We start from the raw sequence: 22,753 nt of genomic DNA on the forward strand, positions 1-22,753 counted from the left end.
TTGAAAGATGAAAAATCTGGGCTTTATGGCGAAATGCGCTAAGCTATATATCACGTAAGTTGATGAAAAATGATCCTTCATCCTGGCGTTTCACCCTTTCATCATATCCGCATCGGGGAAGGAGGTCCAAAAGGTGCAGAAGAATTCGAAATCTATTCTGGTTACTGGCTGTGCGGGCTTCATCGGGTTCCACTTGACGAAACGTTTGTTAGATGAAGGTTTTTATGTAATCGGGATAGACAATATGAATGATTATTACGATACAAGCTTAAAATATGACAGATTAAAAATGATCATGAAGCATCCTCGTTTTCAATTTGTCAAAGGCTCAATTGAGAACATGGAATTACTGGAAAATCTTTTCTATCAGCACGATTTTGATACTGTGGTCAATTTAGCCGCACAACCTGGTGTACGATACAGCTTGAAAAATCCACATAAGTATATCCAATCGAATATTGTTGGCTTTGCCAATATATTAGAATGCTGCAAAAAACATAAAATCCCTCATCTCATATATGCATCATCGAGTTCCGTCTATGGAAATAACAAGAAGATACCGTTCTCTGTAACCGATCGTGTCGACAACCCAATTAGTTTATATGCAGCAACTAAAAAAGCGAATGAGTTAATGGCTTATACGTATAGCCATTTGTATCATCTCCCTACAACAGGGTTGCGCTTTTTTACTGTCTATGGCCCTTGGGGGAGACCCGATATGGCTTTATTTAAATTTGCAAATGCCATTGTAAAACAGCAGCCAATCGAAATTTATAACTACGGAAATATGAAAAGAGACTTTACCTATATTGATGATATTACGGAATCCATTTTACGTTTAATCAATAAAGGGCCTTCTCCGAAATCTCCTTATAAAATTTATAACATAGGAAATAACCAACCCGTACAACTAAATGATTTTATTCAAGTACTGGAAAAACATTTAGGAAAGAAGGCAATCAAAAAGCTTTTGCCTATACAGCCCGGCGATGTTCCAGAAACGTTTGCGGATATTGATGAATTAGTAAAGGATATCGACTATAAACCCCAAGTATCTATTGAGGAAGGAATCGAAAAGTTTGTCGAGTGGTTTAAAGATTATTATAAAATTAGCGAGTAGGTTAATAAAAGTAGAATTTAAGAGCTAAAAACTGCAGAAAAGAATCATTCTGCAGTTTTTCTTTGACCATCTTATTTTCAATTATCCAGAAAGGTTGAATAGCAAACAGCGAAAAAAACGGTTTACTATTTTTTAAACTTTTCGGTTAATTCGTTATTTAAATAACTCAGATCCTCCGCCATTTGAGCGATCTGATGGGACGCTTTTGCAATCTCCCCGAAAGTTTGTTGAAAGTCTTCGATAAATGAAGCTAATCGATCGATTTTTTCCCCGCTGGATTTTACACTTGCAGCTTCGTCTTCAAACACTTGGATGATGCTTTCGTTCGCTTGACGGAATGCACTCGTTTCCTCGACGATACGCTGAAAAGCCGCTTCAAATTTTTGAATCGTTTGTTGAACGATATCGATATGATTCTGAATATAATCGAGAGACTGTTCCGTTTGCATGGCTAGCTTGCGCACTTCATTGGCGACGACTGAAAACCCTTTTCCATGTTCGCCGGCGCGTGCGGCTTCAATATTTGCGTTTAGGGATAAAATATTCGTCTGGTTGGAGATGTCTCTAATCGTGGTAACAATTCCATCGATTTTTTTTGAGCTGTCGGCTAGTTCAGCGGTGAGAGCTTTTGTTCCTTCAATTAATTGTGCAATGTTATCAAGTTTCGTTAATGTTTGGGCTACGTCTAATTTTCCGCTTTCTATTTTTGCGATCATTTCGCTTGACTGCGTTTGAATGGCGTTTATTGCATCGAACATTTCTTTGACGTATTTTTCCCGATCCGCGATAGAAGCAGTGGTTTCTTCAGCGTTGGAGGCAAGCATTGTAGACGACTCCGTTAGGCGATATTGGACTTTTTCGATTTCACTAAACTTCATCATGGAAGAGGTGTACGCTTCAATATATGTCATTATGGCTATTTGTATATCGAACCAACACAGTTTCATGAAAGAGAGGTATACGTCTGTTGCTTTATGCGGCGGCAGTTCTTGCATCAGCATTCGCAGCACTTCGTTTTGAATGAAGGCATAAGCCCCGAGATACCATTCAGGGAATAGTTTGATACGATTATGAACCTGCCCGATTACTTTCCGTCGCAATACGTATTGTTCGCCAACTTCCCCCGACACCATGTCCAATAAATAGGCACGAAACGTTTGCTTTAAACGGTCAATCGTCGAATAGCTTTGGATAATTTGTACTAAATTAGGCATGCTGCCGATGCGGTCGTAAAAAGCATCGACAATTTTGGATATGTGTTTCTCTAAAAGAGGACGGATATTAACTAAACGCTGCAAATCTTCAACGGTGAGTCCGACGAAAGACACTAGATTTTTATACTCTCCTTCAATAAGTTGTCGATAGTGCTCTTCGACGGCAGGGGATGACGGTGAAATGGACGAAGAAACGGATGAAACGCTCGGGATATGTTTCTCTTTTTTCCAAAATAGCTGAAAAGTCCCTGTTTCATTTTGTATAAGCCGACATAAGAGATATTTTGACATATAGTTTCCTCCAAAATTATCATTTTCCAAACAAATTATACATTGCCGGATGCGTGTACAGAATAAATGGATAGATGATTCACAAAAATTTAGAAATTTTAAGAAAGCATAGTAAAAAAGTATTATATAATGAGGATGATTAAGGAGGATTTTGTATAAAATGGAGGATTTTTGGAATGGAAAGAATACAAGTAACAAGCAAGGAACGATTGCAACAATTGCGCTATACAGGGGTGACGGAAGAAAGGTTGCAATACGTCTATGAATATAGAAATATATTACTCACACTTGTTGATCCGATCGTCGACGAATTATATGAAGAAATATCAAGGATCGATTCCTTGCGAGAGTTCATTCAACGCCATTCAACGTTAGAAAGACTAAAAACCACACAAAAACGGTATTTGCAGCAATGTTTCGAAGCGACCATTGACGATCGTTATATTCAAGCGCGATATAACATAGGCCGGGCTCACTCTGAAATTGGACTTCATTTGGAGTGGTATTTAGCCACGTACACAAAATATATAGATATTATTTATAAACATGTTTCACAAGTGCTTCCGGAGCAAACTATCCATATTTTGCTCGTCATTCAGGCGATTTTTTCATTTGATATGCAGTTGACGCTGGAAGCATATAAAGCTGCGGAAATCGAAAAAGCGGCGCACCCGTTGCGGTATGAGTTGGACAAATTGCTGCAAATAAACGGCATTACAAATCAAGACTTGGAAAACCTCGATCAATTTAGCGGATATATTTCATTTCGTATTGATAGTATTATGGAAAATTTTCATCATTCGCTTATTTGCCGATTAGGGGAGGAAAGCCACTATAGCCTTGGCTTATTACAAAAAGAACAGTATTTGGATTATGTGAGAAATTTTTTATTACAATTTTTTCAACAAAAAGTATACGATGATTTAGAAGCCTATTTTCTCATTATTCGCGATTGGAGCCGGTTGGTTATTGAGCAGCGATGTCATGAGAACTTTTTTCATATAGTAGCCGAGTCGATTTGTGAGGCGCTTAAGAAAGTGTTTTTAACAAAAGAGTATATACACGATTTTCACTTCGTTCAATATATTGATTCATTTGAACGATTTTCAAAGTTTACGTTGGCGATCATGAACGAAATCCTCCGTCCATACTTATTTTTACGTGATTTTGATTTTCTTGATATTTATGCATACGAAATTAGTACGATTGATTTTGGGCGGATAACGTGGATTGATGATAAAATGAAACGTCTTTTAAAAAAGCTTGGTATGAACGATAAGCGTCCTATCGGGCGGCGTTGTTATGAATTGCTGCATAACCGTCCTGTTCCTTGTTCAGAGTGTCCAATCCTAAAAGAAAGTGAACCGATGCTCACGACGCTTGGAAATGACAGAGGATTGAATTATTATAAAATTCGTCTGCTTCCGCAAACGAAAATTTTTGAACTTTCGCGTGCACTGATGGTGATTCAAGATGTGACGAAAGAGTCAAAGGTTATGTTCGACGTATTGGAACGATTGCTGCAGTTAGCGGACTATCGCGATGATGATACGAAAAATCATGTCCATCGCATTGGAATGCTTTCCGGAATGCTGGCCCGCTTGGCAGGGTGCAACGAACAATTTGTTTCCAATATTGAAATCGCTGCCAAATATCATGATATCGGAAAAGTCGGCATTCCTGACTACATATTGAAAAAACCCGGAAAACTGACAAAAGAAGAATGGGAGTCGATGAAAACGCATGTGGTCATCGGTCATCAAATTCTCGTCAATTTAGATTTACCTGTTATTCAAATGGCGGCGAATATCGCTCGTACACATCATGAATGGTGGAACGGCGGAGGCTATCCGAACGGTTTAAAGGGCGAAGAAATTCCGCTGGAAGGGCGGATTGTCGCGATCGTCGATGTGTTTGATGCTTTATTATCGAAAAGAATTTATAAAGACGCCTTTCCGCCCGAAAAAGTAAAAGAAATTTTATCGGATGGCCGTGGGAAACAATTTGATCCGAAGTTAACAGATTTATTTTTAGCCATGTGGGATGATTTTTTAGCAGCACGAGAAAGTTTAAAATAAGGCGAACAATGCTTTTTGTTACTCCCTTTTTTGAAATATGCAACCAGGTTGTTAACGCAGCACTGGCTTCGGATGACATGATCCAACAAATAGAGCAAATGAAAAGGCCTTTCTTCCTGGAATTAAATTGGATGAATCATTATTAAGAGTTGCCCTATGCTTCACCCCAGAATTGTCATAGAAAAATGATAAATCTGCCTATACTTAATGCTATAATGACACAAATGCAGATTTACAACGTTAAGCAAATTCGATATGAAAAGCCTAATTCTCTCATTGTTATGATGTGAAATTAGGCTTTTCCTTAATTAGACAGTATGAATTATAATGGACTAAATATTATCTACGAAATAGCACTTCAAATAGTCATTATATAGTTACTACGAAACAACCGAAATAACCAAAATAACTAAAATTACATATTTTTATTCTCATTGCATTCCTTAAGTAACTTCTCGCATAAATTCTGGCAAATTCCTTGAGAATGGTATCTATTCAATAATTCACTTAGGTTTATGAATATTTTATTTTCATTTAATATATTTTTAAAATCTTGATAAGTGAAATTTCTATTAATTTTAACTTTTCTTTCCGGGAAAAGGCTAGTTATTTTATTATTGACTTTATTAGTGAATTCTTCATTCTCAGTCACTGGGTTTTGTAATGTTGAAGCAAAAGTCAAAATTGTTTCGATAAAATGAATATCATCTTCATTTAAACCAATTTTTTTCATCCATTCACTTACAGTTAAATTTCCCACAAATATCACTCCTAAAAGAATAACACATCTGCCATACGAATAGCCCAGCTTACAGCTATTGCGATGTTTTCAGCGGTACCTTTACTCATTCTAGTATTCTCTTTTAAATAAACTGGAAGTTGTTTTCTAACCATAGTAGCTGCATCTAGACCAGCGTTTTCAAATCGTGTCAACCAATTTCCGATTTTTTTACTATTATTTTAGTTTAAACTGACACCGATTTTCCGAAAAATATCACAGGAACAGAAAAAAGAATTGTTGATCAAGGTCAAGCTTATTGATGTTATATTTTCTTGAAAGATGGAGAATTATTGATTAAGTATAAATGTCTTAGAAAATTCATTGGGTGAATCGTGAAAACCGCTTTTTCTGCTCTTGTCGATCCATTTGTATCATGGCTATCCGTGCTGATGGCGAGGAGGGATTGCAGCGGAATTAGGGGTTTTATTGGCTTATAAGCTTGTTGCTCCGAGCTGGCTGGATAGTAGGTTTCTACTAGTATTATGTATACAAATTTCAATCCGATATAAAATCTTGAGTTGAATATTAGCGGATTTTGTCATAAAATGTTAAAATGTTGTAATTTATAGGTGTTTATTCCTATTAAATACTTACATACTGTAACGGGGTGAAACATAGGTGATATTCAAAAGAACACAGCAAGAAAACTCTCATTTTCATTTTGAAAATGGGAAAGGGGATATCAGTATCGCAAAAGGCAGTGAAATTGAAAAGCAATTAATCATGATCGACCTGACAGAAAAAGATCTACATATTATTCATGCAATACAGCCATTCGTAATCGAAAAAATAGACTTTATTGTGGACAGATTTTACAAGAACTTAGAAAATGAACCTTTTTTATTAAGAATTATTAATGATTACAGTTCAATAGAGAGATTAAAAAAGACACTTAGACAACATATTATTGAAATGTTTAATGGAAGAATAGATGCGTCTTTTATCAACAAAAGGATTAAAATTGCGCATATGCATGTAAAAATAGGTCTTCAAACGAAATGGTATATGTGTGCTTTTCAAGATCTATTGTTAGCCCTAATGGATATTATCCAACAAAACATTATGGATAAGGAAGAGTGTTTTCTAGCTATAAGAGCCGTCTCAAAAATTTTAAATCTGGAACAACAGTTAGTATTAGAGGCATACGATGCTGAATCAGAAAGATTAAAGGAAGCGGTTGAGGAACAAAAAAGGTCAGCTCGTCATAACGTTGCAAGTGCTTCTCAAAATCTGGCCGCCATCTCAGAGCAAACAAATGCTTCTTTCCAACAATTAATCTCGCAATCAAATGAAATCGTTTCACTTGCAAAAAACGGAACTCAGCTGTCTTTGATCGCACAAGAACGCGCCGAAAAAGGAAAAGAACATATGCAAAAACAGGCATCCATTATGTCTAACATTTATAGTGAGGTTGATGATATATCTAACGATGTCCACGTATTATTAGAAATATCGAAACAAATGCAAGAAATAGTCGGTATTGTGACTGGCATTGCTGACCAAACCAACTTATTGTCGCTAAATGCGACGATAGAGGCCGCAAGAGCAGGAGAATCGGGTCGCGGTTTTGCTGTTGTGGCTGGCGAAGTTCGAAATTTGTCCGAGCAAACAAAGAACTCTGTTTCAAAAGTATCTTCTCTTATTCAAAATACTCAAAAACAAGTGGAGGAACTTAACAATTCGCTTGAAAAAATAAAAACAGAAGTGAATAATGGCAATCAAAACATGAATGAAACAGAGAAACGCTTTGAGCAAATTTTAGATACGATGATTGAAACAATGCGTCAAAACAATAACATAGAGACGGAATTGGTTTCCTTTGTAAATGTGATAGATGAATTAGGAAAAGCGTTTGAAGAAGTGTCTCTCTCCGCAGATAGATTAAATATGATTACACAAGAAATGAGTTAATATTTGAAAGAAAGAGATCAAAATTTTACGAAATAGGCTATGAAGATTTTTGAATTTAGGAGAAATTGTAATTATAACTGTATTTCTTTATAATCAAGTTTTTTATCTTTACAAAGAGATCGTACCTGATGTAAATCGACATGGAATAGGGAGCGAAAAGCTGCCTATATGCAAGAATCGAGCGATGTGCCGTTGGTACGTTGTCTCGGTTCTTATTTATTTGAAGGCAGGGCAGATACATATTGTATACTGTAGATGAGCATTTTTATTAACAATGATTACCATACGAAAAAGAGACAAACGGGGTACCCCTTATGCCACGTGGAGCTGTTTTTTCACGGCATCAATGGGAATATTTTGTTTTGCTGCACGATAAATGAACTCCACGAGGCTATGTCCTTTTCTCTTGCGCAGGAGATCGAGCCCATCCGAAACATCACTGTTCGACTCGAACATGCTGTACACATACGCAAGTTGCACCAAGATCCAATACCGTTTCACCGCCCGACGCCCGCGAACGCGGTATCCATCGAGTTTCAGCTGGTCTTTCGCTTGACGGAAAAAACATTCGATCGACCAACGCTCGGCATAGTAGCACAAGATGTCTTCATCGCTTAGCTCGCGATCGGTGCTCAAGACGCAATGAAGATGTTTCGGTGTCATCGGCTGATCGGCTTTCCATGCGAGCAGCACCACGGCATCCTTGAGACCGTTCAGAGCACCTTCGTAGCGATACACCCGATAACGCTCTTTTCCCACCGTGACGAGGCGGGTATCCCGTGGCTCCATAGATTTGGCAAATTCCTTTGCTTGAATGGCCGTCCCTTTTGGATAGAGAATCCGATTCGTCTTGAGCATCGCGATGACGTGGAACCCTTTTTTCAAGCAGGCTCCCACGAGGGTTTTCGATGGATACCAAGAGTCCATGAGCACATAAACGGGTCGACTCACATCCAACGAAGAAAGCATCTCGATCGCGAGTTCCCCTTTGCTTTTCCCCGCCGTCTTGTCGTAGAGGCGAAAGGCAAAAGGAAACGCTTGGGTCATCGTATGAACCATGAGCCAAACGAGAGAATGTCCCCAGATCGACTTTTTCTCTGCGTGAGAATAGTGCCAATCACACCCTTGAATGGCGTGTGTTGCCCGTGACGAGGGCTTCGTTTTTTGGCAAATCGTATCATCGATCGAAACAAAAATGGGTTGATTCTCTCGTTTCGAGCTGCGTTCGACACGATGAAGCACCCACTGCTGGAGTTTGCGAAGCAACGTCTCTTCTTCCCATGGGCTTTTCGTGAAAAAATGGCTGAGTGTCGTGCGATGGTTCGGATGAAAACTCCCGTGATGTAGATCGGTCAGTGTTCCCGAAAAGCCCTTTGTAATCATCGCATCCACGATATGAACGAGATGCTTCATGACAGGTTTTGAGAAATAAAGTGCCAACCCCAACATCGTCAAAAACTTGTGGATTCCTAGGTGATGTGCTAATCTATTCATGAGACATGAACCCCCTTGTGAGTAGTTGTGGCACATCTATTCTAACCAAGGAATCGGGTTCATGTCTTCTTTTTTGTTTGGTTGTAAATTTATGTTAGCGAATTTGCTCATCTACAGTTGTATAGTAAAAAACTGTCAAAAAGGCTGATTATACAGTGAGTGAAGCGATTCAGAAGGGGAATTATTCACCTATGTCTGTTCTGATGGATACTCAACAAGAAACCGGTTTTAACCGTTTATCTTTCATCAACAGAATATTCCATAATCCATTGTTATTATCAATCGTCTTTCTGCTGTTTTTCTACACCTATAACCACTTATACAATGAACTCGCTCAAGATCATAACGTGCCCATAAAAAATTCCCATATGAGCCAATCGATGATCCATAATAAGTCGTCTGGCTCTTCGTTGGATTTCAGTACAAAGACAAAAAAAGTAGTCATTGAAGCAACCGAATTTGCTTATTTTCCTAAAGATTTCAAACTTACTGCAGGACAACCCGTAACCTTAATTTTCAAAAATAGCGGTGAAGTTGAACATGATATCGAATTCGAAAATATGAAAGCATCCCTTTTACAACAGAGTCATCATGGGAATCATTTAAAAAATCAAACCGTTCATATTCATTCTTTACCGGGAAAAACAGCTGAAGTGAAGTTCATACCAATCGAAAGCGGTGTTTTTCGCTTTTATTGCACGGTTCCCGGACATAAAGAATCTGGTATGGTTGGATTCGTTGAAGTTTCTTAACAAAGTGAAGTAGCTGCCGAGACAATGCTCGGCTTTTTTCATTTATATTATTGTTTAGTTTTACATACAACTAAAGTGAAATAACATGCAATATGTTGGAGAAGGGCGGTTGAATGAAGGTGTTTCATTATACGATTGAAGTACAAAGGGGAATGAACGAAACGATAAAGATGTTGGAAGAAAGCTTGAAAAAAGAAGGATTTGGAGTTTTGTGGAAATTTAGTGTAACGGAAAAACTGCAGGAAAAAGGATTCGATTTTCCAATACCATTTGTGATTTTGGAAGTATGTAATCCGCAAGAAGCAGCGCGTGTGCTTTCTGAAAACTTATTAGCAGGTTATTTTCTTCCGTGCAAAATCGTGGTGTATAAAGAAAATGAAACAACAAAAATTGGTATGCCAAAACCAACCATGTTAATCAGCATGATGAATCATGAAGAACTGAAAAAACTAGCGGAAGACATTGAAAAGAGATTAATATCCTGTATTGATGAATGCAGATAAATAGCTGTTAAATGAACCGAAAATAACATTGTCTAAACCTTCGAGAAAAAGCCTTTATTAGGCTTTTTCTCTTTTATGTAAAATTTGGGAGGAGTTTAGTCCATTTTTCGAAAATATCCAATTAACAAATAATAATCCAAGACAAGAAATTGTAAATTTTTATGAACACTTTCTCCATAATTTTCCTTTATTCTAAAACCATAGTAGGAAAGTGGATGCTAACCACGAAAAAGAATTTAAGTGGGATCTTTTATTGCTACGTTAGTATTAGGAATAGGAACTGAAGTATTTGCGAATAGTAACGATGTGAGCGAAGGTACTTTGAATTTCGGTCAGATGCTTCCATTTATGAAGAAAATGCCCCCTTACTTATCTGAAAACGAGCTAAAAGACATGTATAATTCATGCTATGACACAAATGGGGCAGCACCAAGTAAAAACTTTGAACAAATAGAACCTCAAGGAATGATGATGAATAATTTTTAGATAATTTGGGAGGCGATGATCATGATGGGTGGTATGATGAGTGGTTGGGGAATGATGGGATTTTGGTTCTTCGGCTGGATCCTTAACCTGTTCATCATTGGATTGGTCGTTTATTTTGCCGTGAAACTTGCATTACGCAATAAAGACTAAAACAAGATATCTCGAAACAAAACGAGCAGGAGAGGGGGCTGGCCCTCGTTCTCTCACATCGCCGTATGTACCGTTTGGTATACGGCGGTTTCATTAAGTCTGATGTACAGATTCGTATCGTTGATAAAGACTGCTCAGTCTTTGGTTCTTCCATGGGATTTGCCGAGGGTTTTATAAAAGATAGAGCTAGAGGCCATTCGACAGTGTTTCTTTCGAGGGGTTCCCCATTCATATTCCTCTTGTTTAGGCACTTCTACATTCTGCAGTTTTAGGGGGCAATTTATCGGATTGACACCCCCGAATCATACCAAAAGAGGACTTTTTTTATTCAAGTCACCAAAAATGTTTCTAATCAGAACAGAAAACCACCAATAGCCTTTCTATATCGTTAAAACTTAAAAACTTATAACAATTCGTACCTGACTAAAAAAAGCTTATTGCCAAAACAATATCTAATAAACCAATCACTGCACATAGCGAACAACGGTAAGCATTCCACCCATATCTATAGAATGCATGTTCGTTGTATGATGTGGCTTATGACAGTGAAAAGCCCAATTTCCCGGGTTGTTTGCGAAAAATTCGATATTCCATGTTTCTCCCGGTGCGACATTAATCGTATTTCGTTTCAGTCTTGCTGTAACAGGAATTATATTGCCATCAACTGCGGTTGTAATAAAGTCATGTCCATGAAGATGCATAGGATGAGAATCCATGCTTAAATTACCAAGGCGAATGCGAACGCGTTCGCCATATCGAACAAGTAGAGGGGTTGTATCAGGATAAGCTTTGCCGTTAATCGTGAAAAAATTAAACATCATGGCCATTGGGTCAATATTATATATACTTGGAGCCAATTGTCTAGAAGTGTGATCATTCATTTGATGATCATGATTTTGCTGATGCATCTCAGTTTGCACGGCCCATTCCTGAAGTAAAAGAACATAGTCGCGATCCACTGGTTCTTCATATATACCTCGTGAAATAAGCATGCCTCCTAGCCCCATTAATTCTTGCCTTGCGTCATGGACATGACTATGATACATGAAAGTTCCAGCTTGTTGTATACGAAATTCATACGTAAAACTTTCTCCGGGACGTATAGTGGGACTGCCCCCGGGACCAGGCACCCCATCCATTCGGTTAGGAACAATTAATCCATGCCAATGAACAGATGTTGCTTCAGGCAAACGGTTTTCCACTGTAATTTGAACATAGTCTCCCTGATTCACAAGAATGGTTGGACCGGGAATACTTCCGTTGTAACCATACCCGCGAATTTTGATTCCATTTACTAGTTCATGAACAACCGGTTCCGCTCGCAAATGAAATCGTTTGACTCCGTTTTTGAGAATTTGAAACGGCGCATTTTTCACATTGGGAGTCACAATGGGAGTTTGAAGGTTTCTTGTAATGTAATCATACATTTCGCCATCCCCCTCTAGAAAAGGTATTACAATTTCAATATATGTTACTAAATGTGCCGATAGTCGTTTTACTCATCTGTAGATGAGCAAATTCCGTTACAATAATTTGGCGGATGCTGTGAAGGCGTTGCCGAGATTTCAAAGATGATACCAGCGCTTTTTTGATATTCTAAGTTCTTGATTAAAAGTTATTATTTTCAGAATATTCTCAGGTGAAATTTAGAAGTAAGTATGGTAATATTCCTTTTAGTTTGAACCAATAATGAAATAATGAAAAAAATTCAAAAGGAAGTGTTGAGAGATGTCAGTACATGAAAAAAAATACACGAATCGATTAATTCATGAAAAATCACCTTACCTTTTACAACATGCGCATAATCCAGTTAATTGGTTTCCGTGGGGACCTGAAGCTTTCCAAAGAGCCAAAAGGGAAGGTAAGCCAGTGTTCGTGTCTATTGGCTATTCCTGACCCTTCGGGGTCAATAGATGAAGATGAAAGTGAGGATGCTTATATCTACATGTCATTGGTGCCATGTAATGGAGAGGGAGTCGTTTGAGGATCCTGAGGTGGCGGAGTTGTTAAATCAATATTTTGTGGCGATTAAGGTGGATCGGGAGGAGCGGCCGGATATTGATTCGGTTTATATGACCGTGTGCCAGATGATGACCGGTCAGGGCGGATGGCCGTTGACGGTGTTTTTGACTCCGGACAAAAAGCCGTTTTATGCCGGCACCTATTTTCCAAAAAACAGTCAGTATGGCCGACCGGGGATGATGGACATTTTGCCGCAATTGCATCAAGCGTATCATCAAGATCCGGATAGAATCGCTGATATAGGCAGCCGATTAGTCGAAGCACTGAAAGAAGAGGCGGGCCGAAAGAGCGAGGGAGAGGTCACGGAAGAAGCTGTTCATAAAGGGTTTCAGCAGCTTGCCGCGAAATTCGACAGCCTTTACGGTGGATTTGGAGAGGCGCCGAAATTTCCAAGTCCCCATCAATTACTGTTTTTGTTCCGCTATTACCATATGACCGGCAAGGAATCCGCGCTCAAGATGGCGGAAAAAACGCTTGATACGATGGCTGCGGGCGGTATTTACGACCATATCGGCGGTGGTTTTTCGCGTTATTCTACGGATGGAATGTGGCTGGTTCCCCACTTTGAAAAGATGCTGTATGACAACGCACTGCTGATGTACGCTTATACGGAAGCTTATCAAATCACGAAGAACGAACGGTATCGCCGGATCGTGTTAGAAATAGCCGATTTCGTCGCCAGAGAGATGACTCATCCGGAAGGCGGATTTTATTCAGCGATTGACGCCGATAGCGAAGGAGAAGAAGGAAAATTTTATGTGTGGAGCAAAGAAGAAATCATGGATGTGTTAGGCGAGGAAACGGGAACGATTTTTTCCGAGCTGTATCATGTCACCGATCAAGGCAACTTTGAAGGAAAAAATATTCTTCATTTGCTTCAAACCGATCTTGAAACAATCGCGGCCAACCACGGGCTAAGTGTAGAAGAATTAGAAAATCTTATGTCAAAGGCGAAACAGCTTCTTTTTCAGGCAAGGGAAAAGAGAGTGAAACCACATGTCGATGATAAGGTTTTAACCTCTTGGAACGGGCTGATGATCGCCGCCCTGGCAAAGGCAGGTTCTGTTTTCGATCATCCCGGCTTGTTATCTCAAGCCCGCAAAGCAATGGCTTTTCTTGAAAAATATGTGTGGAAAGAAAAGAAATTAATGGCCCGTTTTAGAGAGGGTGAAGCGAAATACCGCGGTTATTTGGATGATTATGCTTTTTTGTTGTGGGGTACTTTGGAATTGTTTTTGGCAGAAGATGATCTTCGTATGCTCTCATTTGCGATTGAGTTGAAAAATGCCCTGTTTGAACGGTTTTGGGATGAAAACGGCGGCTTTTTCTTTACAGACTGTGACGGTGAAGAACTGTTGGTACGAGAGAAGCCAGGTTATGATGGAGCTTATCCTTCCGGGAATAGCGTTGCTGCTTATCAGCTTTGGAGATTGGCGAAATTAACGGGGGATATGGAATTAATGAAGCGTGTAGAAATGTGTGTACGCTCGTTTTCAAAAGAACTGAACGCTTTTCCTGTATCCATGCTGTATATGTTGGAGGCGGCGATGGCGTTGTTTGCCCAAGGCCGAGAAGTGATCGTAATCGGTTCTAACAGTTCAGAAAAGAGAGCTGTATTGCGACGTTGCCGAGAACAATTTCTTCCGTTTGATGTATGGTCTGGGCATCGACCGGAATGGCTGGAAGGAGCTGCAAGGCAAAAAGAGACAGATTTACTTGTTTTTATTTGTGAAAACCAGGCTTGCAAAATGCCAATGGAAGACCTTTCTACCGCTTTAAAAGCAATATCAAGGTCTTAATGTTCCAGTAAACGGTTTTACAGGAAAAATCTAATGGAATCATCATGTACTTAGAAGAACAACGGCTTACGAATTGCGTTGTTCTTTTTTTGTACCCATCTCGGGTGCAGATTATCGTTTTGATCCTATTTCGGATTCTGCAGGCAATTTTTATTAGAGTACATTTCTCATATCTTTTTTTAAAAAATGAATTGGTTCTCGACATACTATTTGTATATTTGAGGGCAAAGAATGGCGGAAAAAATCATGATTTCAAAGATAAAAGAAATGGAATAAATAGTGACAATGGAAATATGATTATAGTTAATAAGGCGTCTCCATCAATGGAAGACGAAGACCAATTTTAAAAAACGAAAGAATTGGGAGGTTTCGGAATAATCATAAAAAAGAATATGGCAGAAAAGGGGTTCAACAATTATGAAAATGCTTTCGTTTTAGGACGATGAGGTGGAGCTCATAATAGAGTCGATTCATTCAATCAAACACGTTCATGTAATAAAATACCTGAAAGAATAATCGAAATGTCGAAAGAATTAGGGTTATTTGGATGGAGCATTCCGGAAGAATATGGAGGACTTGGTATAAACATGGTTGGCAAGTGTGCTCTTTATGAAGAAATAGGAGAAACACATAACGGTTATACGACACTCATTGGAGCCCACACAGGAATTGGAACAGTCGGGATTGTAGAAATAGGAACGGAAGAACAAAAAAGAAAATATTTACCTGATATGGCTAGCGGTGAACGAATCGGAGCTTTTGCACTTACAGAGCCTGAAGCAGGGTCGAATGCAGCGAACTTAAAAACAACGGCGGTAAAAAAAGGCGATAAATATATTTTGAACGGGATAAAACATTATATTACGAATGCAACAGAGACAGATATTTTTACCGTGATGGCCGTCACCGATCCATCAAAAGGAGCGAAAGGAATTATAAGTTTTATTGTCGAAAAAGACTTCCCAGGGTTTCACGTAGGGGCGGTTGAAAACAAAATGGGATTGCGCGGCTCTCATTCTGCGGAAATTATTTTAGAAGATTGTGAGGTACCTGTACAAAATGTTCTTGGAGAAGAAGGTCAAGGATATGTGAACGCCTTAAAGATTTTAGTGAATGGCGGGCAGGCTTAGCGGCCAGAAATTTTGGATCCTGTCAAAAACTGCTAGATATGTCTATGTCTCATGCATCTGAACGCATTCAATTTGGCGTACCGATTATAGAACATCAAGCGATTGCTCATATGTTAACCGAAATGGCGATGGAAATCGAAGTGTTAAGATCTTTTACGTATAGAGTCGCTTGGATGGTAGACAAAAAAATGAAAGTCATTAAAGAAGCGGCTATGTTGAAATTATATGGCTCTGAAGTTTATAACCGTGTTGCGGATAAAGCTGTACAGATTCACGGTGGACTAGGATATATGGCCGACTATCCGATCGAGCGATTTTATTAGTGAGCTGTTTTTTGAAGATATAGATAAGAAGCGAGGGAGACAAATGTCTCCTTTTTTTTATTTTAAGGCTATTGGCAATGCAGAAGCTTGTACAGAAAGAAAATCGGTTTTTGCCAAACTTACGTAAGAAGCTATTGGTATTCATTGGATTCTTTTTTGGTACGCGGTTCGCAGCGGCGATAATACAAAATTGAATGAAAATTATTTTTTTGGCTAGTTGTATAATCAAATGCAACAAGCATAAAAAATGAAAAACCATAGATAAACCACGTATGATTAAGTCGACTAAAACAATATCGATACGGAGGATTTATCTATGGCAATTACTAATTCTACCATAGGAGCTCGGCATTTCAAACACTTAACGGCTTATGACCGTGGGAAAATTGCGGCCTTACACGCTGCTGGTAAGACTCAACAGGAGATTGCAGATTATGTTGGTTGTCACAAAAGCACCATCTCCCGTGAGTTAAGAAGAGGTACAGTGCCACAAAGAAAAAGCAACGGGAAAATTGTTCATGTCTATTTTCCAGACACAGGTCAACTTCTCTATGAGAGAAACAGGAAAGCCTGTGGCCGCAAGCTAAAACTAGACGATGCCATCGAGTTTATTAAGTATGCCGAAACTCAGATCCTTGATAAGAAATGGTCTCCTGATGCGGTATGTGGGAGAGCCAAACGTGATGGGAAATTCAAAGACAAAATGGTTTGCACCAAGACCCTTTATAACTATATTGATCTAGGACTTATAGGCGTTAAAAACATTGACCTACCTATGAAAATTACCCTGAACACCAAGAAAAAACGTAACCGGAAGAATAAGAAGATCTTAGGACGCAGTATCGATGAGCGACCAATTGAAGTCAATGAACGCCAAGAGTTTGGTCACTGGGAAATTGATACGGTTATAGGCAAGAAGACTAAAGATCAGGCCTTATTGACTCTTACTGAGCGCAAAACCCGTAAAGAAATAATTTTGAGAGTGACAGCCAAGGATAGTCTATCCGTTTCAGAAGTCATATCTCAGTTGAAAGTGTCTTATGGTAATCGGTTCTCTAAAGTGTTTAAAACCATTACGGCTGATAACGGTTCTGAATTTGCTGACCTCGGCCTTAGTGTTGAAAAAGATCTAACAGAGGTTTATTTTACACACCCTTACACATCCTGTGAACGAGGAACCAACGAGCGTCATAATGGCCTTATTAGGCGCTTCATACCAAAGGGGAGACCCATTTCCTCTGTGGCAGAAGAAACCATTACTTATGTTGAAAATTGGTGTAACCATCTTCCAAGGAAGATCCTCAATTATCGTACACCTGAGGAGTGTTTCCAAATAGAGTTAGCTGGCTTAGCTTCTTAACCTTAAGCCAGCTAACCCAAAGGGTTGGTTTTTAGCAACTTGACAAAGAGCCTCTGCGGGCATGGCTACCAGCCATGAAGCCAGGTATACGGTACTGGCTGGGCCAACCAGGCTACCATGCCCACCACTCCACGTCAAGTCGCGCAGAGTGTCCCGATTCTACTTAATCATGGGTTATCTGGTCTTTCAATACTTGTTGCATTTAATATTGCAATTTAAGAAATTATTTTTTTACAAAATTTTTATTGCAAAACAAAAGTAAGGGACGTATAATGTCTATTATATAAAAACAAATGTGCGTCATATAAAAACAAGAGGTGAAAAATAGATGAAAGAGAGTATCTCAATCGGTCTCCTTGGTCTGGGAACTGTTGGATCAGGAGTAGTGAAACTCGTTCAAAACCATCAAGAACAGCTCGTTCATCAACTTGGTTGTTCCTTGACCATCCATAAAGTGCTTGTGCGGGATATAGAAAAAGAAAGAGAAGTTGACATTCGTAGAGAAATTCTGACCACCGATTATAAAGAAGTCGTGCTCAATCCTGAGATTGACATCATTGTAGAAGTGATGGGCGGAATTGAAGACACGAAGAAATATATTTTAGAAGCTTTTCAAGCGAAAAAACATGTAGTAACCGCCAATAAAGACTTAATCGCCCTTTATGGATCCGAATTGCAAGATGCCGCGACGGCCAATGGTTGTGACTTATATTATGAGGCGAGTGTCGCCGGAGGGATTCCCATTATCCGCGGTTTGGCGGACGGCTTAGCTTCTGACAAAATCGAAAAATTGATGGGGATTGTGAATGGAACGACCAATTATATTTTGACCAAAATGGATAAAGAAGGTCTATCTTATGAAACGGCTTTGCAAAATGCACAGAAACTTGGATATGCCGAAGCGGATCCGACCGCTGACGTAGAAGGACTTGATGCGGCCAGAAAAATGGCCATTTTATCGAGATTGGCGTTTTCCATGAACATCGACCTTGAAGACGTAGAAGTGACTGGCATTTCGAAGGTGACAAAAGAAGACTTAAAATATGGCGATATGCTCGGCTATACGATGAAATTAATCGGATATGCCCATCAAGTAGACGGAAAAGCGGAAGTAAGTGTCCAGCCGACGTTCTTGTCCAAAAACCATCCGCTTTCCTCCGTGAACGATGAATACAATGCGGTTTATGTTTACGGGGAGGCGGTGGGAGAAACGATGTTTTACGGACCGGGTGCCGGAAGTTTGCCAACCGCAACATCGGTCGTCAGCGATATCGTGGCGGTTGTGAAAAATATGCGCCTTGGAGTAAACGGGAAAAACACGTTGTTGCCGCAGTATGAAAAAAACTTAAAGAAAGCGGATGAACGTCTTGCCAAGTATTTTATCCGCCTTCATGTCCGTGATGAAGTGGGGGCTTTTTCGGAACTGACAAAATTATTTTCTGCTTATTCGATCAGTTTTGAAAAAATTCTCCAACTTCCGCTGGAGGAAAAAGGACTGGCGGAAATTGTGATCGTCACGCATAAAGCAACGATGGAAAATTACCAAAGTGTATTGCAGCATATTCGAGATTTATCGGTCGTGAAAGGAATTCAAAGTTTTTATCGAGTGGAAGGAGACGGTTTAAAATGAAATGGGAAGGATTGTTAAAAAAGTATAAAGAATTTTTGCCGGTTACAGATCAAACCCCTGAATTAACCTTAATGGAAGGAAATACACCGCTTATTCCTTTAAAACGTTTGTCCCACCAATTAGATTGCCAGCTCTTTGTGAAAGTGGAAGGGGCGAATCCAACGGGATCTTTTAAAGATCGGGGAATGGTGGTGGCGGTAGCCAAAGCGAAAGAAGAGGGGAGCCAAACGATTATTTGCGCTTCGACCGGAAATACTTCCGCTTCGGCTGCGGCTTATGCGGCAAAGGCGGGATTAAAAGCGGTGATTGTGATCCCAAATGGAAAAATCGCTCTAGGAAAACTAGCTCAAGCGATGATGTACGGAGCCGAGATTGTGGCCATCGAAGGAAACTTCGATGAAGCGTTGAAAATGGTGCGTTCTATGAGTGAAAACTCTCCTATTACCTTAGTGAATTCGGTGAATCCATACCGGATAGAAGGACAAAAAACCGCAGCGTTTGAAATATGCGAACAATTAGGCAAGGCTCCGGATATATTGGCGATTCCGGTCGGTAATGCCGGAAACATTTCGGCCTATTGGAAAGGCTTTAAAGAATTTCATGAGAAACGGAAAACGGGATTGCCGAAAATGCATGGATTTGAAGCGGAAGGAGCCGCAGCGATTGTGCAAAATAGAGTGATTGAACATCCGGAGACAGTCGCGACCGCTATCCGAATCGGGAATCCTGCGAGCTGGGAAAAAGCAGTGAGGGCTCGCAATGAATCCTACGGGAAAATCGATTTTGTAACGGATCAAGAAATTTTAGAAGCATTTCAACTGTTGGCGAAAGAGGAAGGCATTTTTGCCGAACCAGCTTCAGCAGCATCGATTGCTGGCATCATAAAACAGCGGAAAACGGGTGAAATTCCGCCTGGAAGCACTATCGTTGCCGTTTTGACAGGCAATGGACTGAAAGATCCTGAAACCGCTATTCAATGCATTCAAAAGAAACCGGTCGTCCTGCCGAATGAGGAAAAGGCCGTATTTGAATACATTGAAGGGGTTGTACATGCATGAGTTCTTCGCTGACGATCACTGTGCCTGCCAGCACGGCAAACTTGGGGCCGGGGTTCGATTCCATCGGCCTCGCTCTTTCAAAATATTTGAACATTCAAGCGAGTAGAGGAGATCATTGGCATTTTGAGCATTTAAGCCCGGAGTTGAAAGAGCTGCCGAATGATGAATCTCATTTCATTTGCCAAATGGCTCAAAAAACCGCAGCTATATTTAAAGCTACTCTTCCCCCTTTAACGATCAAAATGCAAAGCGATATTCCGTTAGCAAGGGGATTAGGCAGCAGTGCGGCGGCGGTTGCAGCCGGCATTGAACTGGCCAATCAATTTTGCGGTTTATCTCTTTCAACCGAAGAAAAAATGCAAATCGGTACTCGAATGGAAGGGCATCCGGATAATATCGGCGCCTCGATTTACGGTGGCCTAGTCATCGGCGTCTATGACGGCGAGAAAACAAAATTAGTCCATATCTCCTCATTAGACGTGGATATTGTCGTTTTGATCCCTTCCTATGAATTGAAGACAGAAGAAGCTAGAAAGGTCTTGCCGAATGTATTTGAAAGAAAAAAAGCGGTTCAGGCGAGCGCGCTTTCTAATGTCTTTTTAGCGGCGTTGTTAACCGGAGATTACGAGTTGGCTGGAAATGTGATGGAAAAAGATCTTTTTCATGAACCATACCGAATCCATTTGATTGACCGCTTTGAAGAAATGAGGAAATGCGCCCGCAATAACGGGGCTTTTGGAACGGTCATAAGCGGGGCGGGGCCAGCGGTTCTTTCTTTTGCGGAAAAAGGAAAAGGCGAGAAATTGGCGCAGTCTCTTCAAGCCCGATTTTGGGACTGCGAAATCGAATTGTTATCCGTTGATCAAAACGGAATTCAAGTATCAGAATCAAGTTTTCATCATGATAGTTTAAGTTCGTAAAAATGGGGCTCACTCGTTGCAAAAAAGAGTGAGCCCCATTTTGGTGCGCATGATAGTGGGTTATATAGCCACTGCGGAACCTAGAACAAAAAGAAAAAAGCGGCCATAAAAACGGCCTTTGATTTTGTTCGTTGATTTGTCATCGGCTGGTTAAGCGATCCGAAGCTTCGTCCTTTTAGTAGGAAGTCCATCAATAGAATAAATAGGATCCGAAAGGAACGGGAATAAAAAGAAACCAGCCTCTTATAGGGAAAACTCTCTCAACTTTCATCGTGGAGGCATTTGTTGTTTAAAGTTTTGAACAGCCTTTTGGACAGTCATGATGAAATCACTTTTTTATTTTCTTTTTATTCTTTATAATCTAAATTATTGTAAAATGATGTAGTCCATACTTTTTATTATGGTGAAACAAAATTTGTTTGAAAGAGGGAACAAAGTGAATCAAAATCAATCGTTTCGGCTGCTTTGGATTAGCCAATCTATCGCTAACTTAGGGGATTCATTCTATATATTAGCTATTGTGACTTTCATTTATAATCGAACAGGTTCAGCTGCTTTCGCAGGGCTTTTTCCCATATTGCGGGTATGTGCGCAGGCGATAAGCGGCTTGGCAGCACCTTTGCTTATGGATCGCTTGCGGCTTGGCACTCTTTTATGGATGGCTGAAATGGGTCAAACCATTTGTTTCGGATCGATGTGTATTCTCTATTTTTTCTTGCCGTCCCAATGGTTGATTCCAGCGGTTCTGTTTTTAGTATTCGCCATTTCGATGCTGCATGGCTGGGCCATTCCGGTTAGAAATGCACTTGTCCCTCGCCTGGTTCCTTCTCCTTTATTAGTGAAGGCCAACAGTTTACTGGCTACCTCGGATCAAATTGTATTGCTGGTTGGCTGGTCATTAGGCGGGATTTTGGTTGCCGAATGGGGAGTCATGCGAGTGTTGGAGATAACTGCCATCATGATGCTTTTCTCTACTTTGGCTCTCCTTTTTGTGAAAGATCCTTCCGCGAACGTTTCTGCCCAGCCAGAAAGTCAAAAACGATGGGATCGTATGAAAGAAGGATGGATCACGATCTGGGAGAATCCAATCCTCCGTACTTTATCTTTTATGGAAATCATCAGTGGACTTGGAGAAAGTATATGGGCCGGATCCATTATTTTAGTGTTTGTGAAAGAAGTATTACACAAAGGAGAGGATTGGTGGGGTTTTATCAATGCCAGTAATTTTGCCGGAACCATCCTAGGAGGACTGCTCATTTGGAAACTGTCCAAAAAGATTGAAAATCGAATGTTGTTCACTATGTTGATCAGCTCTTTCAGTATCGGCGTTTTGACAATAGCCTTTACCTACTCATCCAATCCATGGTTTGCCTTAGGAGTAGCTTTGATTATGGGGCCGCCCTATCAGGCGCGAAGCATTGCACAAAGAACTCTTTTGCAATTTCATACACCTGAAGTATTATTACCGAAAGTGTTCGCTGCATTTGGAACCATCCTCTTTGTCACATTTGGATTTTCGGTTCTGTTAATGGGCTGGATGGCAGACCAATGGGGGATTCGTTTTGTTTACATGTCGACAGCCGGATTATATGTTTTATCAGCTTTTTTGACTCTGATGATGATGAAAAAAGCATCCAGGTCGATTCAAACGCAGAAAGAAGAAAGATATATGAATAAGATTGAATGATCGGACGGTTCAGTGGAGGTGAATAACATGATTGATTGAAAAAA

General features: G+C 39.9%; 17 protein-coding genes and 3 pseudogenes. 16 read left to right on the forward strand and 4 right to left on the reverse strand.

All coding sequences use genetic code 11. From position 1 onward, the window contains the following. Window positions 1-133 precede the first annotated feature (133 nt). Window positions 134-1,120, forward strand: a complete 987-nt coding sequence (locus tag N1I87_RS07970) for an NAD-dependent epimerase (RefSeq protein WP_341101276.1) — start codon at window positions 134-136, stop codon at window positions 1,118-1,120. 125 nt (window positions 1,121-1,245) lie between these two features. On the opposite strand, the gene N1I87_RS07975 is transcribed toward N1I87_RS07970, so the two are convergent. Continuing rightward, on the reverse strand, window positions 1,246-2,625 hold the full coding sequence (locus N1I87_RS07975; RefSeq protein ID WP_341101277.1) for a globin-coupled sensor protein: 1,380 nt from the start codon (window positions 2,623-2,625) through the stop codon (window positions 1,246-1,248). A gap of 176 nt (window positions 2,626-2,801) precedes the next feature. On the opposite strand from N1I87_RS07975, the gene N1I87_RS07980 reads away from it, so the two are divergent. After that, the gene (locus N1I87_RS07980; RefSeq protein ID WP_341101279.1) at window positions 2,802-4,703 is read left to right on the forward strand and encodes a protoglobin domain-containing protein; all 1,902 of its coding nucleotides are present in this window, start codon (window positions 2,802-2,804) and stop codon (window positions 4,701-4,703) included. 415 nt (window positions 4,704-5,118) lie between these two features. Here N1I87_RS07980 and N1I87_RS07985 read toward each other — a convergent pair whose 3' ends face one another. Then, window positions 5,119-5,463 carry a hypothetical protein gene (locus tag N1I87_RS07985; RefSeq protein WP_340397640.1) on the reverse strand — a complete coding sequence of 115 codons (345 nt, stop codon included), beginning with the start codon at window positions 5,461-5,463 and terminating at the stop codon, window positions 5,119-5,121. 639 nt (window positions 5,464-6,102) lie between these two features. On the opposite strand from N1I87_RS07985, the pseudogene N1I87_RS18035 reads away from it, so the two are divergent. Both N1I87_RS18035 and N1I87_RS18040 read left to right on the forward strand, forming a co-directional pair. Next, window positions 6,103-6,633 (forward strand): annotated as a pseudogene (locus tag N1I87_RS18035) (protoglobin family protein); the annotation flags it as partial. A 240-nt stretch (window positions 6,634-6,873) separates the two neighbouring features. Next, the gene (locus N1I87_RS18040) at window positions 6,874-7,395 is read left to right on the forward strand and encodes a methyl-accepting chemotaxis protein (protein ID WP_429770346.1); all 522 of its coding nucleotides are present in this window, start codon (window positions 6,874-6,876) and stop codon (window positions 7,393-7,395) included. Between the two features lie 312 nt (window positions 7,396-7,707). On the opposite strand, the gene N1I87_RS07995 is transcribed toward N1I87_RS18040, so the two are convergent. Then, on the reverse strand, window positions 7,708-8,889 hold the full coding sequence (locus N1I87_RS07995) for an IS701 family transposase (RefSeq protein WP_003353085.1): 1,182 nt from the start codon (window positions 8,887-8,889) through the stop codon (window positions 7,708-7,710). Between the two features lie 155 nt (window positions 8,890-9,044). On the opposite strand from N1I87_RS07995, the gene N1I87_RS08000 reads away from it, so the two are divergent. The 4 genes from N1I87_RS08000 (at window position 9,045) to N1I87_RS08015 (ending at window position 10,780) form a co-directional block, all read left to right on the forward strand. After that, a complete protein-coding gene (locus N1I87_RS08000) occupies window positions 9,045-9,641 on the forward strand; it encodes a plastocyanin/azurin family copper-binding protein (protein ID WP_341101282.1) in 597 nt (198 codons plus the stop codon). Between the two features lie 119 nt (window positions 9,642-9,760). Continuing rightward, a complete protein-coding gene (locus tag N1I87_RS08005; RefSeq protein ID WP_043968598.1) occupies window positions 9,761-10,144 on the forward strand; it encodes a DUF302 domain-containing protein in 384 nt (127 codons plus the stop codon). Window positions 10,145-10,384: 240 nt separating this feature from the next. Further along, window positions 10,385-10,630 carry a hypothetical protein gene (locus N1I87_RS08010; protein WP_341101283.1) on the forward strand — a complete coding sequence of 82 codons (246 nt, stop codon included), beginning with the start codon at window positions 10,385-10,387 and terminating at the stop codon, window positions 10,628-10,630. A 21-nt stretch (window positions 10,631-10,651) separates the two neighbouring features. Next, on the forward strand, window positions 10,652-10,780 hold the full coding sequence (locus tag N1I87_RS08015; RefSeq protein WP_257790145.1) for a hypothetical protein: 129 nt from the start codon (window positions 10,652-10,654) through the stop codon (window positions 10,778-10,780). A gap of 464 nt (window positions 10,781-11,244) precedes the next feature. On the opposite strand, the gene N1I87_RS08020 is transcribed toward N1I87_RS08015, so the two are convergent. Next, complete coding sequence (locus tag N1I87_RS08020; protein WP_341101286.1) at window positions 11,245-12,207, reverse strand: multicopper oxidase family protein; 963 nt, start codon at window positions 12,205-12,207, stop codon at window positions 11,245-11,247. Window positions 12,208-12,508: 301 nt separating this feature from the next. On the opposite strand from N1I87_RS08020, the pseudogene N1I87_RS08025 reads away from it, so the two are divergent. From N1I87_RS08025 to N1I87_RS08060, 8 genes and pseudogenes are all read left to right on the forward strand, one after another. Beyond that, window positions 12,509-12,673, forward strand: a pseudogene (locus tag N1I87_RS08025) (DUF255 domain-containing protein); the annotation flags it as partial. Between the two features lie 71 nt (window positions 12,674-12,744). Next, on the forward strand, window positions 12,745-14,601 hold the full coding sequence (locus tag N1I87_RS08030; protein WP_341101288.1) for a thioredoxin domain-containing protein: 1,857 nt from the start codon (window positions 12,745-12,747) through the stop codon (window positions 14,599-14,601). A gap of 500 nt (window positions 14,602-15,101) precedes the next feature. Continuing rightward, window positions 15,102-16,051, forward strand: a pseudogene (locus tag N1I87_RS08035) (acyl-CoA dehydrogenase family protein); the annotation flags it as partial. A gap of 319 nt (window positions 16,052-16,370) precedes the next feature. Beyond that, window positions 16,371-17,414, forward strand: coding sequence for an IS30 family transposase (locus N1I87_RS08040; protein ID WP_341101289.1), 1,044 nt, complete (start codon window positions 16,371-16,373; stop codon window positions 17,412-17,414). A 328-nt stretch (window positions 17,415-17,742) separates the two neighbouring features. Further along, complete coding sequence (locus N1I87_RS08045) at window positions 17,743-19,044, forward strand: homoserine dehydrogenase (protein WP_004439852.1); 1,302 nt, start codon at window positions 17,743-17,745, stop codon at window positions 19,042-19,044. Further along, window positions 19,041-20,102 carry a threonine synthase gene (gene thrC / locus N1I87_RS08050; protein WP_341101291.1) on the forward strand — a complete coding sequence of 354 codons (1,062 nt, stop codon included), beginning with the start codon at window positions 19,041-19,043 and terminating at the stop codon, window positions 20,100-20,102. Before N1I87_RS08045 ends, thrC begins: the two co-directional genes overlap by 4 nt. Beyond that, a complete protein-coding gene (gene thrB, locus N1I87_RS08055; RefSeq protein WP_341101292.1) occupies window positions 20,099-21,022 on the forward strand; it encodes a homoserine kinase in 924 nt (307 codons plus the stop codon). Before thrC ends, thrB begins: the two co-directional genes overlap by 4 nt. A gap of 436 nt (window positions 21,023-21,458) precedes the next feature. After that, window positions 21,459-22,709, forward strand: coding sequence for an MFS transporter (locus N1I87_RS08060; RefSeq protein WP_341101293.1), 1,251 nt, complete (start codon window positions 21,459-21,461; stop codon window positions 22,707-22,709). Window positions 22,710-22,753 lie beyond the last annotated feature (44 nt).

This window comes from Bacillus sp. FSL W8-0102, assembly GCF_038007225.1.
GTDB classification, from domain to species: domain Bacteria; phylum Bacillota; class Bacilli; order Bacillales; family DSM-4216; genus Bacillus_O; species Bacillus_O smithii.

Coding starts and splice junctions, on each gene's coding strand:
- N1I87_RS07975 (WP_341101277.1), bottom strand. CDS start 2,625: ATGTCAAAATATCTCTTATGTCGGCTTATACAAAATGAAACAGGGACT.
- N1I87_RS07980 (WP_341101279.1), top strand. CDS start 2,802: ATGGAAAGAATACAAGTAACAAGCAAGGAACGATTGCAACAATTGCGC.
- N1I87_RS18040 (WP_429770346.1), top strand. CDS start 6,874: ATGTCTAACATTTATAGTGAGGTTGATGATATATCTAACGATGTCCAC.
- N1I87_RS07995 (WP_003353085.1), bottom strand. CDS start 8,889: ATGAATAGATTAGCACATCACCTAGGAATCCACAAGTTTTTGACGATG.
- N1I87_RS08015 (WP_257790145.1), top strand. CDS start 10,652: ATGATGGGTGGTATGATGAGTGGTTGGGGAATGATGGGATTTTGGTTC.
- N1I87_RS08020 (WP_341101286.1), bottom strand. CDS start 12,207: ATGTATGATTACATTACAAGAAACCTTCAAACTCCCATTGTGACTCCC.
- N1I87_RS08030 (WP_341101288.1), top strand. CDS start 12,745: ATGGAGAGGGAGTCGTTTGAGGATCCTGAGGTGGCGGAGTTGTTAAAT.
- N1I87_RS08040 (WP_341101289.1), top strand. CDS start 16,371: ATGGCAATTACTAATTCTACCATAGGAGCTCGGCATTTCAAACACTTA.
- N1I87_RS08045 (WP_004439852.1), top strand. CDS start 17,743: ATGAAAGAGAGTATCTCAATCGGTCTCCTTGGTCTGGGAACTGTTGGA.
- thrC (WP_341101291.1), top strand. CDS start 19,041: ATGAAATGGGAAGGATTGTTAAAAAAGTATAAAGAATTTTTGCCGGTT.
- thrB (WP_341101292.1), top strand. CDS start 20,099: ATGAGTTCTTCGCTGACGATCACTGTGCCTGCCAGCACGGCAAACTTG.